Origin of the sequence: Microbacterium sp. NPDC056569 (genome assembly GCF_042793475.1) — a bacterium.
Classification (GTDB): domain Bacteria; phylum Actinomycetota; class Actinomycetes; order Actinomycetales; family Microbacteriaceae; genus Microbacterium.
Map to the genome: position 1 here is coordinate 12,457 of NZ_JBHTUV010000011.1, position 14,747 is coordinate 27,203.

General features: G+C 72.5%; 17 protein-coding genes. 9 read left to right on the plus strand and 8 right to left on the minus strand.

What is annotated here, in order from left to right:
* Positions 1–176: 176 nt before the first annotated feature.
* Complete coding sequence (locus ACFQ7C_RS13615) at positions 177–1,403, plus strand: pyridoxal phosphate-dependent aminotransferase (protein WP_378901923.1); 1,227 nt, start codon at positions 177–179, stop codon at positions 1,401–1,403.
* Positions 1,404–1,473: 70 nt separating this feature from the next.
* Positions 1,474–1,830, plus strand: a complete 357-nt coding sequence (locus ACFQ7C_RS13620) for a hypothetical protein (RefSeq protein ID WP_378901926.1) — start codon at positions 1,474–1,476, stop codon at positions 1,828–1,830.
* Between the two features lie 106 nt (positions 1,831–1,936).
* Here the strand turns inward: ACFQ7C_RS13620 and ACFQ7C_RS13625 are convergent, their stop codons facing one another.
* Positions 1,937–2,374, minus strand: coding sequence for an Rv3235 family protein (locus tag ACFQ7C_RS13625; RefSeq protein WP_378901929.1), 438 nt, complete (start codon positions 2,372–2,374; stop codon positions 1,937–1,939).
* Positions 2,375–2,502: 128 nt separating this feature from the next.
* On the opposite strand from ACFQ7C_RS13625, the gene ACFQ7C_RS13630 reads away from it, so the two are divergent.
* A complete protein-coding gene (locus ACFQ7C_RS13630; RefSeq protein ID WP_378901932.1) occupies positions 2,503–3,111 on the plus strand; it encodes a hypothetical protein in 609 nt (202 codons plus the stop codon).
* Between the two features lie 48 nt (positions 3,112–3,159).
* Here the strand turns inward: ACFQ7C_RS13630 and ACFQ7C_RS13635 are convergent, their stop codons facing one another.
* Positions 3,160–3,441: a DNA-binding protein gene (locus ACFQ7C_RS13635; RefSeq protein ID WP_378901935.1), complete on the minus strand. Its 282-nt coding sequence runs from the start codon at positions 3,439–3,441 to the stop codon at positions 3,160–3,162.
* Positions 3,442–3,539: 98 nt separating this feature from the next.
* Between ACFQ7C_RS13635 and ACFQ7C_RS13640 the strand changes: the two genes are divergently transcribed.
* From ACFQ7C_RS13640 to ACFQ7C_RS13650, 3 genes are read left to right on the plus strand one after another with little or no spacing between them, the layout of a single operon-like run.
* Positions 3,540–4,172, plus strand: coding sequence for an SAF domain-containing protein (locus ACFQ7C_RS13640; RefSeq protein ID WP_378901938.1), 633 nt, complete (start codon positions 3,540–3,542; stop codon positions 4,170–4,172).
* Positions 4,169–5,482 (plus strand): CpaE family protein, encoded by a 1,314-nt coding sequence (locus tag ACFQ7C_RS13645; protein ID WP_378901941.1) that lies wholly within the window; start codon positions 4,169–4,171, stop codon positions 5,480–5,482. The genes ACFQ7C_RS13640 and ACFQ7C_RS13645 overlap by 4 nt, the downstream gene beginning before the upstream one ends.
* A gap of 23 nt (positions 5,483–5,505) precedes the next feature.
* Positions 5,506–6,990, plus strand: a complete 1,485-nt coding sequence (locus ACFQ7C_RS13650) for a sensor histidine kinase (RefSeq protein WP_378901944.1) — start codon at positions 5,506–5,508, stop codon at positions 6,988–6,990.
* 159 nt (positions 6,991–7,149) lie between these two features.
* On the opposite strand, the gene ACFQ7C_RS13655 is transcribed toward ACFQ7C_RS13650, so the two are convergent.
* Complete coding sequence (locus ACFQ7C_RS13655) at positions 7,150–7,398, minus strand: WhiB family transcriptional regulator (protein ID WP_018171995.1); 249 nt, start codon at positions 7,396–7,398, stop codon at positions 7,150–7,152.
* 246 nt (positions 7,399–7,644) lie between these two features.
* Between ACFQ7C_RS13655 and ACFQ7C_RS13660 the strand changes: the two genes are divergently transcribed.
* Entirely contained in the window at positions 7,645–8,067 is a 423-nt protein-coding gene (locus tag ACFQ7C_RS13660; RefSeq protein ID WP_378901947.1) for a histidine kinase, read from the plus strand.
* On the opposite strand, the gene bcp is transcribed toward ACFQ7C_RS13660, so the two are convergent.
* The 3 genes from bcp to aroA form a co-directional block, all read right to left on the minus strand.
* A complete protein-coding gene (gene bcp / locus ACFQ7C_RS13665) occupies positions 8,064–8,534 on the minus strand; it encodes a thioredoxin-dependent thiol peroxidase (RefSeq protein ID WP_378901949.1) in 471 nt (156 codons plus the stop codon). The genes ACFQ7C_RS13660 and bcp overlap by 4 nt on opposite strands.
* A gap of 31 nt (positions 8,535–8,565) precedes the next feature.
* A complete protein-coding gene (rsgA, locus tag ACFQ7C_RS13670) occupies positions 8,566–9,642 on the minus strand; it encodes a ribosome small subunit-dependent GTPase A (protein ID WP_378901952.1) in 1,077 nt (358 codons plus the stop codon).
* 100 nt (positions 9,643–9,742) lie between these two features.
* On the minus strand, positions 9,743–11,116 hold the full coding sequence (gene aroA / locus ACFQ7C_RS13675) for a 3-phosphoshikimate 1-carboxyvinyltransferase (RefSeq protein WP_378901955.1): 1,374 nt from the start codon (positions 11,114–11,116) through the stop codon (positions 9,743–9,745).
* A gap of 166 nt (positions 11,117–11,282) precedes the next feature.
* On the opposite strand from aroA, the gene ACFQ7C_RS13680 reads away from it, so the two are divergent.
* Together ACFQ7C_RS13680 and ACFQ7C_RS13685 are read left to right on the plus strand one after the other, a co-directional pair.
* Positions 11,283–11,894, plus strand: coding sequence for a sigma-70 family RNA polymerase sigma factor (locus tag ACFQ7C_RS13680; RefSeq protein WP_378901958.1), 612 nt, complete (start codon positions 11,283–11,285; stop codon positions 11,892–11,894).
* Positions 11,891–12,133 carry a zf-HC2 domain-containing protein gene (locus ACFQ7C_RS13685; RefSeq protein ID WP_378901961.1) on the plus strand — a complete coding sequence of 81 codons (243 nt, stop codon included), beginning with the start codon at positions 11,891–11,893 and terminating at the stop codon, positions 12,131–12,133. The genes ACFQ7C_RS13680 and ACFQ7C_RS13685 overlap by 4 nt, the downstream gene beginning before the upstream one ends.
* 17 nt (positions 12,134–12,150) lie before the next feature.
* Here the strand turns inward: ACFQ7C_RS13685 and ACFQ7C_RS13690 are convergent, their stop codons facing one another.
* Together ACFQ7C_RS13690 and ACFQ7C_RS13695 are read right to left on the minus strand one after the other, a co-directional pair.
* A complete protein-coding gene (locus tag ACFQ7C_RS13690; protein WP_378901964.1) occupies positions 12,151–13,056 on the minus strand; it encodes a diacylglycerol kinase in 906 nt (301 codons plus the stop codon).
* Positions 13,053–14,714, minus strand: a complete 1,662-nt coding sequence (locus ACFQ7C_RS13695) for an FAD-binding oxidoreductase (RefSeq protein ID WP_378901967.1) — start codon at positions 14,712–14,714, stop codon at positions 13,053–13,055. The genes ACFQ7C_RS13690 and ACFQ7C_RS13695 overlap by 4 nt, the downstream gene beginning before the upstream one ends.
* Positions 14,715–14,747 lie beyond the last annotated feature (33 nt).

The window sequence follows — 14,747 nt, forward strand, 5'->3', positions numbered from 1 at the left end:
ACACGTCCGGCCCCGGCGGGGGCCGGCGCCCCCCGCCCCCCCCCTCCGTTCGTCACACCCCGGCCGGCGCACGAGCCCCCGCCCACCCCCCGCGGGCGCGCCCCCCGACTGTCGTCTCACCGGCGCGGGCCACCCGGCGGCGATTGGCACCGACCGGCCGCCGATATCCTGAAGCGATGAGTCCCCTCCGCCCCCTCGATCAGTCGAGCAAGCTCCAGAACGTTCTCTACGAGATCCGCGGGGCGGCATTGGCCGAGGCCGACAGGCTGCAGGACGAGGGGCACACGATCCTCAAGCTCAACACCGGCAACCCCGCGGTGTTCGGGTTCGAGGCGCCGTTCCAGATCGTGCGCGACATGATCGAGGCCGTCCCGCACGCGCACGGCTACAGCGACAGCAAGGGCATCATGTCGGCGCGGCGCGCGGTCGTGTCGCGCTACGAGCAGGTGCCCGGCTTCCCGCAGTTCGATCCCGACGACGTATACCTCGGCAATGGGGTGTCCGAGCTCATCACGATGACGATGCAGGCCCTCCTCGACGAGGGCGACGAGGTGCTGATCCCCGCGCCGGATTACCCGCTGTGGACCGCGATGACGAGCCTGGCGGGCGGCACGCCGGTGCACTACCGCTGCGAGCCCGACGCCGGCTGGCAGCCCTCGCTGGACGACATCCGCGAGAAGGTCACGCCGCGCACCAAGGCGATCGTCGTCATCAACCCCAACAATCCGACCGGCGCCGTCTACAGCCGCGAGGTCCTCCAGGGGATCGTCGAGATCGCGCGCGAGAACTCGCTCCTGCTGCTCTCCGACGAGATCTACGACCGCATCCTGTACGACGAGGCGCAGCACATCCCGCTCGCGACGCTCGCCCCCGACCTGCTGTGCCTGACCTTCAACGGCCTCTCCAAGACGTATCGGGTCGCCGGCTACCGGTCCGGCTGGCTCGTGATCACGGGGCCGAAGAAGCACGCCGCGGGCTTCCTCGAGGGCATCCAGCTGCTCGCGTCCACGCGCCTCTGCCCCAACGTACCGGCGCAGCACGCCGTGCAGGCGGCGCTGTCGGGCGTGCAGTCGATCGACGCGCTCATCGCTCCCGAAGGGCGTCTGCACGAGCAGCGGGATGCCGCGTGGGAGGGTCTCGAGCGCATTCCCGGGGTCACGTGCCTCAAGCCCCAGGGTGCGCTCTACGCCTTCCCGCGGCTCGACCCGAACGTGTACGAGATCCGAGACGACGCCAAGCTCGTCTACGACTTCCTCGTCGCCGAGCACGTGCTGCTGGTGCAGGGGACCGGCTTCAACTGGCCGACCCCCGACCACCTGCGCATCGTCACGCTGCCCGAGGCTCGCGTGCTCTCGGAGGCCGTCGAGCGGCTCGGCAACTTCCTCTCGTCGTATAAGCAGTGAGGGACGGACGGATGCCGCGGCAGCCGTCAACCCCCTCGCCCGACGCGGGAGCGCGGCGTACCTTCGCGGCATGTCCATCGAACTGAACCAGCCGGCGCTGCGCCACATCCGTGCGCTCATCCGGGACGGCAAGGTCGTGCGCGATGAACGCGACGATTGGTCGGAGGCCGCGCCGACCGCGGATGAGGAGAACTCCTACATCGAGCGAGAGGGATGGACCGAGTACTCCCACTGGCATCTCGGCATCGACCATCGCGAGAACGAGGAGACCAAACAGGCGTACTCGTTCCCCGTGGGCGACTTCAAGAAGGTGCACCGGTCGGGCGTGATCTCGGCGGAGAGCCGTGCCGGTCAGCACGACCACTACGAGATCCGCGACGCTCTGCGGTCGCTCCTCGACCTCATCGACAAGGACGACGAAGGCTGACGACGGGACCGGCCGCATCGTCGGGGCCGGTTCCGTCGCCGGGTCGTGGGGCGCCGTCGGTTCGGCGCACGCCGCCTTCGGGCGTGCGCGGGTGACGGCGGGAGAGTCAGAGCAGGGCGAGAGACGTCGCGCGCCAGCGGCCGTCCATGCCCTCGATCCGGACGGCGAGGGCGCGCGTGCGCGCCGGGCCGCGGACGACGACGACCGCTTCGACGATGCCGTCGGCGGGGGAGGACTCGTGCACCGACATGATCGTGTGCACCGGGCGCCGGGCCGCGACGCCGCGCGCGCTGCGCGCCCGCGTCGCGAGGTTCGCACGCGTGACGAGCTTGCGGTAGGCGTCCTCGGTGAGCCAGCGCGCGAGCTGGTCGACCTCGCGGACACCCGCGAAGACCTCGAGCACGCGGACCGTGAGGTTGCGCAGGAACGGCTCCGGGGCAGGGAGCTCGATGGACGGCGTCCGCTGCGGCGCGAAGAACTCTGCGAGCTGCGCGCTGCGGGTCGCATACGGTGCGCGGGCGGTGCCCGCGGGCGTCGTTGCCATGGGTGCCAATCTCGACAGGGGGATGTCTTCCGCACAGTAGATCACACAGGGAACTCTCAGGAAAATCGAGCCTGGCCGGCTGTGGACAACTCGCCGGCCGATCCGCCGCCGTGCCCTACTCTCACTGAGTGCGCTGGGACCGGTTCTTCGACGACCTCGAGGATCAGCTCGCCTCCGAATGGGAGGCCGAGCGCGCCGCGCTCGACAGCGAGGCCGAGCGCCTGCGGCTCTCGCGCGTACAGCTCTCCGAGCGCCTGACCCTGCTCGCCGCCCGCGACGCGGGGGCGCCGACGGTCGCGTCGTTCGACCTCGCCGACGGCGCGACGCTGCGCGCATCGGTGACCGGTGTCGGCGCGGACTGGGTGGCGCTCGCCCCCTCCGACGGACCGCGCGGTGCCGTCATCGTGCCGTTCGCATCGATCGGCGCGATCGGGATGACACACGCCGACCTCCTGCGCTCGGCCCGGCCCGCCCCGGCGCGATCGCCGCTCGCCGACCGTCTCACGCTCGGCTTCGTGCTGCGCGATCTCGTGAGGCGCCGGGCGGGGGTCGCGGTGCATCTCGTCTCCGGTCGCGTGCTCACCGGGACGATCGATCGCGCGGGTGCCGACCACCTCGACCTCGCGGTGCACGACCAGGGCGCACCGAGGCGCGCCGACGCCGTCTCGGGCTACCGGCTGGTGCCGTTCGTCGCCGTCGCGTGGATCCGCGCCGACGAGACGCCCGCGATTCCCTGAGGGGCGATGGGTGCGGGAGCGTTGCCCGGCCGGTCGGCCTGCTGGGGCTCAGTCTGGATGACGGACGATCCGCCCACCCCACAGCTCGGGGAAGCTGGCGGTCTGCGACTCGCGCCACAGCGCCATGCGCCGCGCCTCCTCGGCCTGGTCGTCGAGATACTCCCCGACGCTGGCGGCATCGACCCGCCATCGCGCGGGTGCACCGACGCGAACGCCGCGCAGGCGGCCCTCGAAGACGAGCGCCATGACCTCATCGACCGACACGCCGAGCACCTCACCCACCTGGGCGGGTGCGAGCAGACGCACGTCGGACGTCGGGTCATCTGACATGCCCCCATTATGGACCTGCCTCCCCGGAAGGGGCCCGGCCGTCGCACCCCTGTGGATAACGCCGGACGCCCTCGCGCCGAGTCGGCGACGATGGACCCATGACCGCCGCCACCGACACCGTCCGCGCGCCGCGTCGAGCCTTCTGGGGCGACGCGCGCTTCTTCCTCGGCGTGCTCCTCGTGGCGGCATCCGTCGTCGGCGTCTGGCTCGTCGTGTCGGCCGCGCGGCAGACCGTCCCGGTCTACGCCGCGGCGCGCACGATCGTCCCCGGCGAGGCGATCGGCACCGGCGACCTGACGGTCGTCGACGTCGCCCTCGGGACGCTCGCCGGCACGTACCTCACGGCCGACGATCTCGATGAGCCCGCGGTCGCGACGCGCACCATCGAAGAGGGCGAGCTGGTGCCGGCGGCATCCGTCGGCGATCCCGCATCCGCACGCACCACCAGCGTCGTCGTCCGCAGCGCCGTCGACGTGCCCGCCTCGGTCGACGCGGGCAGCATCGTCGAGGTGTGGTCCGCACCGCTCGACGAGCAGGGGGTCTACGACGAGCCGCGCATCCTGGTCGCCGACGCCACCGTCGTGTCGGTGACGCGGGACGACTCCATGATCGGCGGTGGCGCGGCCGCACTCGAACTCGTCATCCCCCGCGCCGACGTTCCCGCCACCCTCGCCGCCATGGCCGACGAGTCGGCCCTCTCGATCGTGCCGACGACGGGCGCCGGCTCGTGAGGGTCGTCGTCGCCGTCGACGACGCAGAGCTCCTCGTCGAAGGGCTGCGCCGCGAGGGGATCGACGTGATCGCGCACGTTCCGGCGTCCGCTCCCGCCCTCGCCGCGGCGGACGGGATGCTGGGCGCCGACGCCGAGACGATGCTGCGGGCGCTCGCCGACGCCGACGCGCTGGTGGTCGCCGTCTCGCGCGCCACGATGTCGCCGACCGTCGTCGCACTCTGCGATCGCGCCGGGACGCGGGTCGTGCCGCTCGTCGAAGACGCCGCGGGGGAGCGCATCGCCGCATCCTGCGGACTCGAAGCGCCCCTCGATCGCCACGTCGAGCCGTGGCGCATCGCCGAGGCGCTCTCGGCCGCTCCCCGGGCTTCGGTCGCCGCGACGCCCACCCGTCCGCAGCCACGCGTGATCGTCGTGTGGGGTGCCCCGGGCGCACCCGGGCGCTCCACCGTCGCCGCGGAGCTCGCGGTCGAGCTCGCGCGCGGCGGTCGCCACGTCGCGCTGGTCGACGCCGACACGCATGCCCCCTCGCTCGCGCTCACCCTCGGCCTCGCGGACGAGGGTCCGGGGTTCGCCGCCGCGTGCCGGCAGGCCGAGCTCGGCGGCCTGGATGCGCGCGAGCTCGCCCGCATCGCCGTGCCGCTCGGACGCACGGGCGTCGCCGTGCTGACCGGCATCAACCGGCCGTCGCGGTGGCCCGAGCTGAGCGACCGGCGTGTCGGCGCCGCGCTGGCCGCCTGTCGCGAGTGGGCGGACTACACGGTCGTCGACGTGGCGTCGTCACTCGAGCGCGACGAGGAGATCGTGAGCGATCTCGACGGCCCGAGGCGCAACGCCGCCACGCTCGCGGCGCTCCGTGCCGCGGACCTGGTGGTGGCCGTCGTCGCCGCGGACCCGGTCGGCGTCGCCCGGTTCCTGCGCGGCGACGCCGACCTGCGCGCCACGGTCGGCGCCACACCCGTCGCGGTCGTGGCCAATCGGCTCCGCCCCGGAACCCTCGGCATCGACGCCCGCGGGCAGGTGCGCCGCACGCTCGACCGGTTCGGCGGCATCGAGGACGTGTGGTTCCTGCCGCAGGACCCGCGATCGGCGGATGCTGCGATCCTCGCGTCGCAGCCGATCGCCGACGTGGCGCCCCGCTCGCCGTTCACGCTCGCGCTCCGCCGCTTCGTGGGGGAGGCGATCGTGCCCGCGCCCGAGCGTCAGCGGGCCGTGACCTCCCGGCGCCGCGGTGGCCGCCGCGACGGCGTCGCCCGGTCCGCGGACGCGACCGCCGATGACCTGGCGCGTGCCGGCGGACGGGCCGGGTGACGCGCGCGCTCTAGGCTAGGTCCGTGTCGACCCTCAGCGATCTCGTTTACGCCCAGGGCCGCTCCAGCGAAGAGGACGTGGAGTGGCTGCACCGTCTCGCGGGGGACGGCCAGCTCCTCGCCGATCTGGCGTTCGCCGACATCGTGCTCTGGGTGCCGACATCCGATGACTCCTTCGTCGCCGTCGCCCACACGCGCCCCGGCGGAGCGGCGACCCTCTTCTACCGCGACATCGTCGGGGACCGCGTGCGGCCGCAGTGGCGCACGCAGGTGCGCGAGGCGTTCCAGACGGGCCGCATCGTCGACTCGGCGTCACCGGACTGGTTCGAAGAGACGCCCACGCGCGTGCGCGCAGTGCCGGTGGCCCGCAAGAACGGGAAAGAGGCGACGGTGATCGGCGTGATCACCCGCCACACCAACCTCGGCGAGGCGCGCACGCCGTCGCGCCAGCAGATCACCTTCAACGACTGCGCCGACGACCTGTTCGGCATGATCGCGTCGGGCGACTTCCCCGACCTCTCCGCACCGACGTCGCCGCGGCGCGGCGCGCCGCGCGCGTCCGACGGCCTCGTCCGGCTCGACGTCGACGGCATCACGACGTTCGCGAGCCCCAACGCCCTGTCGGCGTTCAACCGCCTGGGATTCGACGACGAGCTCGAGGGCGAGTCGCTCGTCGAGGTCGTGACCGGCATCCTCCCGACGAAGCGGCAGTTCGACGAGTCGCTGCCGGTGGTGGTCACCGGCCGCGCACCGTGGCGCGCCGACCTCGAGGCGCGCGGGGTCACGGTGTCGCTGCGCACCATCCCGCTGCGCGACCACGGCACGCGCATCGGCGCGATCGTGCTCTGCCGCGACGTCACGGAGATCCGTCACCAGGAGCAGGAGCTCATCACCAAGGACGCGACGATCCGCGAGATCCACCACCGCGTCAAGAACAACCTGCAGACGGTCGCGTCGCTGCTGCGGATCCAGGCCCGCCGGTCGCACACCGAGGAGGCGCGCGACGCGCTCACGCAGGCCATGCGCCGCGTGTCGGCGATCGCAGTGGTGCACGACACACTCTCGGAGGGGCTCGCCCAGAACGTCGATTTCGACGAGGTGTTCGCGCGCGTGCTCAAGCTGGTGGCCGAGGTCGCCGCCGCTCCCAACACGCGTGCCAAGACGCACTCGACCGGCCGATTCGGCACGCTGCCGAGCGAGTACGCGACTCCGCTCGCGCTCGCCCTCACCGAGCTCGTCACGAACGCCGTCGAGCACGGGCTCGCCGGGCAGGAGGGCGACGTCGAGATCATCGCCGACCGCTCGGACGACAAGCTCGAGGTGCGGGTGCGCGACACCGGCTCGGGTCTGCCCGAGGGTCAGGTCGGGCGCGGACTCGGCACCCAGATCGTGCGCACCCTCATCCAGGGCGAGCTCGGCGGCACGATCGACTGGCACACGATCATGGGCAGCGGCACGGAGGTCACGATCGACATCCCGCTGCGCTACATCGAGCGCGCCAAGGGCTGACTCCGTCCGCCAGATCGCGCGCTCGGGCGAGAACAGGACGGTGCGTCGGCAATCGTCCTGAGTCCGCCGGATCTCTTGATCTCGAAGATGGGCGGCACGCAGCAGACAGCAAAGCGGAGCGGATGCCGGGGCTCCGGCATCCGCTCCGCGAAGCTTCGATCAGGAGGCGCGGCGCGCGCGGGCCGCGCGACGCTTGAGGGCGCGGCGCTCGTCCTCGGAGAGGCCGCCCCACACGCCCGAGTCCTGGCCGGTCTCGAGGGCGTACTGCAGGCAGATCTCGGTGACGGTGCAGCGTGCGCACACCGACTTGGCCTTCTCGATCTGATCGACGGCCGGTCCGGTGTTCCCCACGGGGAAGAACAGTTCGGGGTCGACGGTCAGGCAGGCGGCCTTGTCGCGCCAGTCCATGGTGGTGCTCCTTGTAACAGAGGGGTGGGGAAAAAGGGTTCGGTTCGGGTCCGGTACCCTGTGGGATGTGCGAGATGATCTCGCCCCACGTCGCTGTGGGAGCACACGGCTTCACCAATCGTCCCATAGCGGTTTACCTGAATCAAGGGTTCATCGGCGGGTTTGTGTAGGTCTTGCTGAGTGTTCCCCGGGGGGCATGGAGGGTTCGCACAAACCGCTGTCGGTGGAAGAAGGAGTCGACGGAGAATGCGGACAAACCTGTCCGGAAGGATCGCCGCGGTGCTCGTGGGGCTGGAGGGACTCGGCCTGGCAGCGCTCACGGTGCGGGAGATCGTCGCCATCGCCGCCGGGGACACCGGCTCGATCGAGAGCGCGATCGCGCTGGCGGTGCTGACGCTCGTCGGCGCGGCGGCCGTGATCGCCTTCGCATTCGCGATCTGGCGCGGCCAGTCGTGGGGACGATCGGGCGGCATCGTGACGCAGCTGCTGATCCTCGCGGTGGCCGTGGGCGCCGCGACCGGCGCCTTCGCCGACCCGGCGGGAGCGCTCGCGCTCGCCGCTCCGGCTGTGGTCACCCTGGTGCTGCTGGTGCTCGCGGTGCGCGACGCGGGTCGTGCCGCACGCCGCCGGAGCGAGGAAGAGGCCGGCGGGCAGGCTCCGGGGGCTTAGACGCCCAGGAGCGTCCGCACGCGGGCGACGTGGCCTGTCGCCCGCACGTTGTACAGCGCGTGCGTGATGCGGCCCTTCTCGTCGATCACGACCGTCGAGCGGATCACGCCCATGAACGTCTTGCCGTAGTTCATCTTCTCGCCCCACGCGGCGTACTTCGCGAGCACCTCGTGGCCCGGGTCGCTGAGCAGGTCGTAGGTGAGCCCGTCGCGATCCCGGAACCGTCGCAGCTTCTCGGGCTCGTCGGGGGAGATGCCGAGAACGGTGTAGCCGGCCGCCTGGAGCGGGGCCAGGCTGTCGCGGAAGTCGCAGGCCTCCTTGGTGCACCCGGGGGTCATCGCCGCGGGATAGAAGAAGAGGATCACGCGCCCGCCGCGGAGGTCCTTCAGCGTCACAGCCCGCTCGTCCTGGTCCAGGAGCGTGAAGGCAGGGGCGAGGGAACCGGGTTCGAGGCGCGTCGTGGTCACCGTTCCACTCTAGGCTGAGGGCTCCGGCGCCCTAGGCGCCCGGTTCCTGAGCCTTCTTCGCGAAGGTCTCGAGCAGCCGCTGCAGCGAGTCGAGCCGGGCGGGGCCGCCCGGGCCGAGCCTGCCCGCCTCGACGGCTTCGACGATGGCGCAGTCGGGCGCGTCGGGGAGGTGGGTGCAGCCGCGCGGGCACTCCTCGCCGATCTCGGCCAGGTCGGTGAAGGCCCGCAGGATGTTGGCGGGGTCGACGTGGCCGAGTCCGAACGAGCGCACGCCGGGAGTGTCGATGACCCAGCCGTTGCCCTCCACTCCTCCGTGGAGCGCGTCGCCGCGGTAGCGCAGCGACACCGTCGAGCTCGATGTGTGGCGCCCACGGCCGGTCACCACGTTGACGTGGCCGGTCGCGCGTCTGGCATCGGGGACGAGGGCGTTGACGAGCGTCGACTTGCCGACCCCGGAGTGCCCGACGAACACCGTCGAGTGGCCGACGAGTGCGGCGCCGATCCTCTCGAGGGGCATCTCCTCCCGGCCGCTGGTGAACACCTCGAGGTCGAGGCCCTCGAAGTGCGCGAGGAACTCCGCCGGGTCGGCGAGATCGGTCTTCGTGACGACGAGGAGAGGACGGATGCCGGCATCCAGCGCCGCGACGAGGTAGCGGTCGACGAGCCGCGGGCGCGGCTCGGGATCCGCCGCGGCGACGACGACGAGCATCTGGTCGGCGTTGGCGACGATGACGCGCTCCACCTGGTCCGTGTCGTCGGCGCTGCGGCGCAGGAGCGACGTGCGCTCCTCGATGCCGACGATGCGGGCGAGCGTGCCCTCGTCGCCCGACGCGTCGCCCACGACGCGCGCGCGGTCGCCGGTGACGATCGGGGTCTTGCGCAGCTCCCGCGCGCGGGCCGCGAGCACCGTGCGCTCGGTGGGGAGGTCCTCGTCGACGAGGACGGTGTACCGCCCGCGGTCGACGCCGAGCACGCGCGCGATCTCGGCGTCGCTGTGGGCGGGCCGGCGCTTGGTGCGGGGACGGTTGGCCTTCGGGTTCGGCCGCACCCGCACGTCGGTCTCGTCGAACTCGGGTTCGTCGTCGTCGAGGTCGTCGAGCCAGCTCACGGCATCGCCTGGGTCATCGGGCGGCGCCGCTCGTCGCGTCGTGCCGGCTCGCTCGCACTCGTCATCGGGATCGCTCCGTGAAAAGCCGTCACGCGCCGCCTCACGAGGCGCGCATCGTCTCCTCGGAGACCCCGCCGTCGGCGTGCTCGCCGTCGAGCATGCGCTGCCAGATCTGCGGGAACTCGGGCATCGTCTTGGCGGTCGTGCCGATGTCGTCGACCTCGACGCCGGGCACGGCCAGGCCGATCAGGGCACCTGTGGTCGCCATGCGGTGGTCGTGGTAGGCGTGCCAGGTGCCGCCGTGCAGCGGCCGGGGCACGATGCGGATGCCGTCGGCCAGCTCTTCGGCCTCACCGCCGAGACCGCGCAGCTCGGCGACGAGCGCCGCGATGCGGTCGGTCTCGTGGCCGCGGATGTGCCCGATGCCGTGCAGCGTCGACGGGGAGTCGGCGAAGGCGGCGAGCGCGAAGATCGTCGGGGTGAGCTCGCCCGCCGCCGACAGGTCGAGGTCGACGCCCTGGATCGCGGAGCCCGCGGTCACGGTGAGTGCGCCGCCGCGGCGTACGACCCGGGCGCCCATGAGCGACAGGATGTCGGTGAGCATCGCGCCCGGCTGGGTGGAGTGCGCGGGCCAGCCCGTGACGGAGACGGAGCCCCCGGCGACCATGGCGGCCGCGAGGAACGGCGCGGCATTCGACAGGTCGGGCTCGATCGCGACGTCCTTGCCTCGGATCGGGCCGGCAGGCACGATCCACTCGCCGACGCCGGGGCGCTCGACGTGCACGCCGCGATGGCCCAGGGCCTCGACGGTCATGTCGATGTGCGGAATGCTCGGCAGCCGCGCGCCGGAGTGGCGCAGCTGCAGGCCGACATCGAAGCGGGGGGCCGCGAGCAGCAGGCCCGAGACGAACTGACTCGACGCGCTGGCGTCTATCGTCACCTCGCCGCCGCGCACGTGGCCGTGACCGCGGATGATGAAGGGGAGAGCCCAGTGGCCGCCGTCGTCGATGTCGACGCCGACGTCGCGCAGCGCGGTGATCATCGCGCCCATCGGGCGATGCAGCGCGCTCTCGTGCGCGGTGAGGGTCACGTCGCCGCGGGCGAACCCGCCGAGGCCCGCGACGAAGCGCATGACGGTGCCGGCCTGCCCGCAGTCCACGACGGAGTCGCCGCGCAGCGGCCACACCGGCGTCACCTCGATGTCGTCGCCGTACAAGCCGCTGCCCTCCACCAGCTCGATGCCGACGCCGAGCGAGCGCAGCGCGTCGATCATGCGGGCCGAGTCGTCGGAGTGCAGCGGCGCGGTCAAGCGGCTCGGACCGTCGGCGAGTGAGGCGAGGATCAGCTCGCGATTCGTCAGCGATTTCGAGCCGGGGACGGTCACCGTGGCATGCAGCGCACCGTCCGCGACGGGCGCGGGCCAGTGACCGCGCTCGATCGGCGCGGAGGACGGGGAATACGCGTCGGCTGTCATCGGGTTCTACCCTACTGAACCCGGTGACAGGAGCCGGGAGACACTCACCGAGCGGAGCCGGATGTTCGCCACTCTCGAGCGCCTCGATCACGAGGCGCCACCCCTCGCCGATCGTGACGCGCAGGTCCCAGGCAGCCTGCAAGAGCCCGCCGTAGACTGGCGCGTGATGAGCGACTCGACCGACCAGGCTGCAGAGACGGACCAGGACCCCCGCGCGCAGTTCGAAGAGCAGGCGCTGCCCTTCATGGACCAGCTGTACGCCGCGGCCATGCGCATGACCCGCAATCCCGCGGACGCGGCAGACCTCGTGCAGGAGACCTTCGTCAAGGCGTTCGCCTCGTGGAAGACCTTCACGCAGGGCACGAATCTCAAGGCGTGGCTGTACCGGATCCTGACGAACACCTACATCAACACGTATCGCAAGAAGCAGCGCGAGCCGTACCAGGGCACGATCGACGACCTCGAGGACTGGCAGCTGGGAGGTGCCGAGTCCACCACTGCGACGAGCACCCGCTCGGCGGAGGCCGAGGCGATCGACCACATGCCCGCGTCGGTCGTGAAGGACGCGCTGCAGTCCATCCCGGAGGACTTCCGGCTGGCGGTGTACCTCGCCGACGTCGAGGGCTTCGCCTACCAGGAGATCGCCGACATCATGAAGACCCCCATCGGCACGGTCATGAGCCGCCTGCACCGTGGCAGGCGAATGCTGCGTGAGCTGCTGGCCGACTACGCAAGAGAGCGGGGCATCGCCACCGCCGCCACGAGGAGCACGAAATGACGGACTGCGGCTGTGAGAAGGCGCGGCGCGACCTGGAGGAGTACTTGCGCCACGAGGTCTGCAAGACCGAGCAGAGCGATATCGCCGAGCACCTGGAGAACTGTGCGGGCTGCCGCGACGAGGCACTCGTCGCCACCACGCTGACCGAGGTGCTGGCGCGCGCGTGCAAGGAGAGCGCACCCGAAGAGCTCCGCGATCAGGTGCTGGCGAAGCTGCGGGCGGTCCAGGCGGCGCACTGACGCCGCGGCCCGCGGAGTCATCCGACGGGCGTGAAGATCGTGAGCGCGCCGGGCACCACGTCGATGCTCAGCGGCAGGGGTCCGATCGGGTCGCCGTCGGCGTAGGCCGTGACCCCCGGCGACGACAGCCGTGCGCTGCGCACCCGGCGGATCGACACCTGGGGCACGCCCGCGTGGGTGCCACGGTAGACGCGGGGGAGCAGGCGCAGCAGGCGCAGCCGCCCGGCGGGACGCACGAGCACCACATCGAGCAGACCGTCGGCCGGGTCGGCCTCCGGACAGATCGGGATGCCGCCGCCGTACGTGCGCCCGTTGCCCACGGTCGCCATCACGAGGTCGCCGCGCACCGCTTCGTGCGTTCCGTCGGCGAGCTCCAGCTCCACCTCGTACGGGATGCCGGCGAGCGTCAGGAACTCGACGAGGATCGCGATGTTGTAGCGTGAGCCGCCGCGTGGCCACCGCATCGCGTTGGCGCGGTCGTTGACCTTCGAGTCGAATCCGCTCGCGAGCACCGATCCGAAGTACCGCGTCGAGCCGTCCTCGCGGGTCACGCGGGCGAGGTCGATCTCCCGGGTGACGCCGCCGGCGATCGCATCGGCGGCCGCGGCGACATCGAGCTCGCGGAGTCCGAGCGTCGACGCGAAGTCGTTGCCGGTGCCCGACGGCACGATGCCCAGCGGGATCCCGGTGCCGGCCACCTCCTGGATCGCGAGGTTCACGGTGCCGTCGCCGCCGGCGACGGCGACGGCGTCGACGCCGACCTCGATCGCGGTGCGCAGGAGCGCCGACGACTCGGCCGCGCTGCCCCCGCTCAGGATCGTCGTCTGCACGCCGTGTGCGCGCAGACGCTCTGCCGCGTGCGTCGCCGCACCCGTGTGCGCGCCGGCGCGCGCCGCGGGGTTGGCGAGCAGAGCGACCCTCACGCGTGCCCCGGCGTCTCGACGGCGGGAGCGACGAGCGCGCCGGGGTTCATGATGCCCTCGGGGTCGAGCACGCCCTTGACCGCACGCAGCACCTCGACGCCGAGCGGGCCGATCTCGGCCTCGAGGTAGCGGCGATGGTCGCGGCCTACGGCGTGATGGTGGGTGATCGTGCCGCCGGCGTCGCCGATCGCGCGGGATGCCGCATCCTTCGCCGTCGACCACTGGGTCTGCGGATCGTCGGTGAGCGCCGCGACCACGGTGAAGTAGAGCGACGCGCCCGCCGGGTAGACGTGCGAGATGTGACACAGCACGATCGGCTTGCTGCCCGAGGCGGTGAGGCTCTCGGCGAGCGCCGCCGTGACGGCGCTCTTGAGCGCGGGAAGGTTCGACCAGGTCGTGGCGGTCTCGAGGGTCTCGGCGAGGACGCCGCTGTCCATGAGGGTGTCGCGCAGCGCCGGTGAGGCGAAGCGGCCACGCTCCCAGGACCGCGCCGGGTCCTCACCGCGAGAGGTCGCCCCGTGCGCGCGGAAGACGGCGTCGAGCGCGTCGCGGGTCGCCTCGGCCTCGGCGGCCGTCGCGCCCTCGAAGGTGGCGACGGCGAGGCATCCGCGGAGCCGGGTGAGGTGCCCGCCCATCGCGGCGTTCACGCGCGTCTCGGTCTCGTCGCTCAGGCGCAGGACGGTGGGACGGATGCCGCGCTGCGTGGCCTCCCGGAATGCCGAGGCCCCCGCGGCGAAGTCGGGGAACGACCACGCGCGGTACGCGGTCGCGGCGGGGACGGGACGGATGCGCACCGTGACCTCGGTGAGGACGCCGAACGCACCCTCGGAGCCGAGGAACAGCTCCCGCAGGTCGGGGCCGGCGGCGCTGGCGGGGGAGCGGCCGAGGTCGAGGTCGCCGGCGGGCGCGGCCACGCGCAGCGCGTGCACGAGTTCGTCGAAGCGGCCGTAGCCGCGCGAGGCCTGGCCGCTCGAACGGGTGGCCGCGTAGCCGCCGAGCGAGGCGTAGAGGAAGCTCTGCGGGAAGTGCCCGAGCGTGTAGCCGCGCGCGCCGAGCAGCTCCTCCGCCTGCGGGCCCGTCGTGCCGGCGCCGAACGTGGCGAGCAGAGACACCTCGTCGAGGGCGAGGAGCGCCGCGGTGCGGCTGAGGTCGAGGGCGATCACCGCCGCGTGCGCGCCGCGTACGGGGTCGACGCCACCCACCACCGATGTGCCGCCGCCGAACGGCACGACGGCGATGCCGCGGGCGGCGCACACGCGCAGCACCGCGGCGACCTGGTCGTGGCCCGTGGGCGCGATGACGGCGTCGGGCGCGGCCTGCGGCTCGTCGAGGCGGCGCCGCAGCAGGTCGGTCGTGCTCTTGCCGCCGAGGTGCAGCATCCGCACCGCGTCGTCGCGGGTCGCGTGCTCCGTCCCGACGACGGCGGTCAGCGCGGCGAGGTCGTCGTCCCTCAGCAGGGAGGGGGGCAGCACGGGACGGGCACGATGCGGCACCGGGTGCGCCTTGCCCGGCAGCAGCGTCGCGACGATGGCCTTCGCGGCGGCGGGCAGGCGCGCGGGCTCGGACCCCCAGGCGTCCCAGTCGCCGCGCGGGCGCGGCGCCGGGACGGCGAGCGGACGCATCGGAGTCGACAGCGGGGAGTCGGGCGTCGTCGGCATCCGGCCAGTATCGCACCGCCGTCGTGGCGGGCG

Coding starts and splice junctions, on each gene's coding strand:
- ACFQ7C_RS13615 (WP_378901923.1), top strand. CDS start 177: ATGAGTCCCCTCCGCCCCCTCGATCAGTCGAGCAAGCTCCAGAACGTT.
- ACFQ7C_RS13620 (WP_378901926.1), top strand. CDS start 1,474: ATGTCCATCGAACTGAACCAGCCGGCGCTGCGCCACATCCGTGCGCTC.
- ACFQ7C_RS13625 (WP_378901929.1), bottom strand. CDS start 2,374: ATGGCAACGACGCCCGCGGGCACCGCCCGCGCACCGTATGCGACCCGC.
- ACFQ7C_RS13635 (WP_378901935.1), bottom strand. CDS start 3,441: ATGTCAGATGACCCGACGTCCGACGTGCGTCTGCTCGCACCCGCCCAG.
- ACFQ7C_RS13640 (WP_378901938.1), top strand. CDS start 3,540: ATGACCGCCGCCACCGACACCGTCCGCGCGCCGCGTCGAGCCTTCTGG.
- ACFQ7C_RS13655 (WP_018171995.1), bottom strand. CDS start 7,398: ATGGACTGGCGCGACAAGGCCGCCTGCCTGACCGTCGACCCCGAACTG.
- ACFQ7C_RS13660 (WP_378901947.1), top strand. CDS start 7,645: ATGCGGACAAACCTGTCCGGAAGGATCGCCGCGGTGCTCGTGGGGCTG.
- aroA (WP_378901955.1), bottom strand. CDS start 11,116: ATGACAGCCGACGCGTATTCCCCGTCCTCCGCGCCGATCGAGCGCGGT.
- ACFQ7C_RS13680 (WP_378901958.1), top strand. CDS start 11,283: ATGAGCGACTCGACCGACCAGGCTGCAGAGACGGACCAGGACCCCCGC.
- ACFQ7C_RS13685 (WP_378901961.1), top strand. CDS start 11,891: ATGACGGACTGCGGCTGTGAGAAGGCGCGGCGCGACCTGGAGGAGTAC.
- ACFQ7C_RS13695 (WP_378901967.1), bottom strand. CDS start 14,714: ATGCCGACGACGCCCGACTCCCCGCTGTCGACTCCGATGCGTCCGCTC.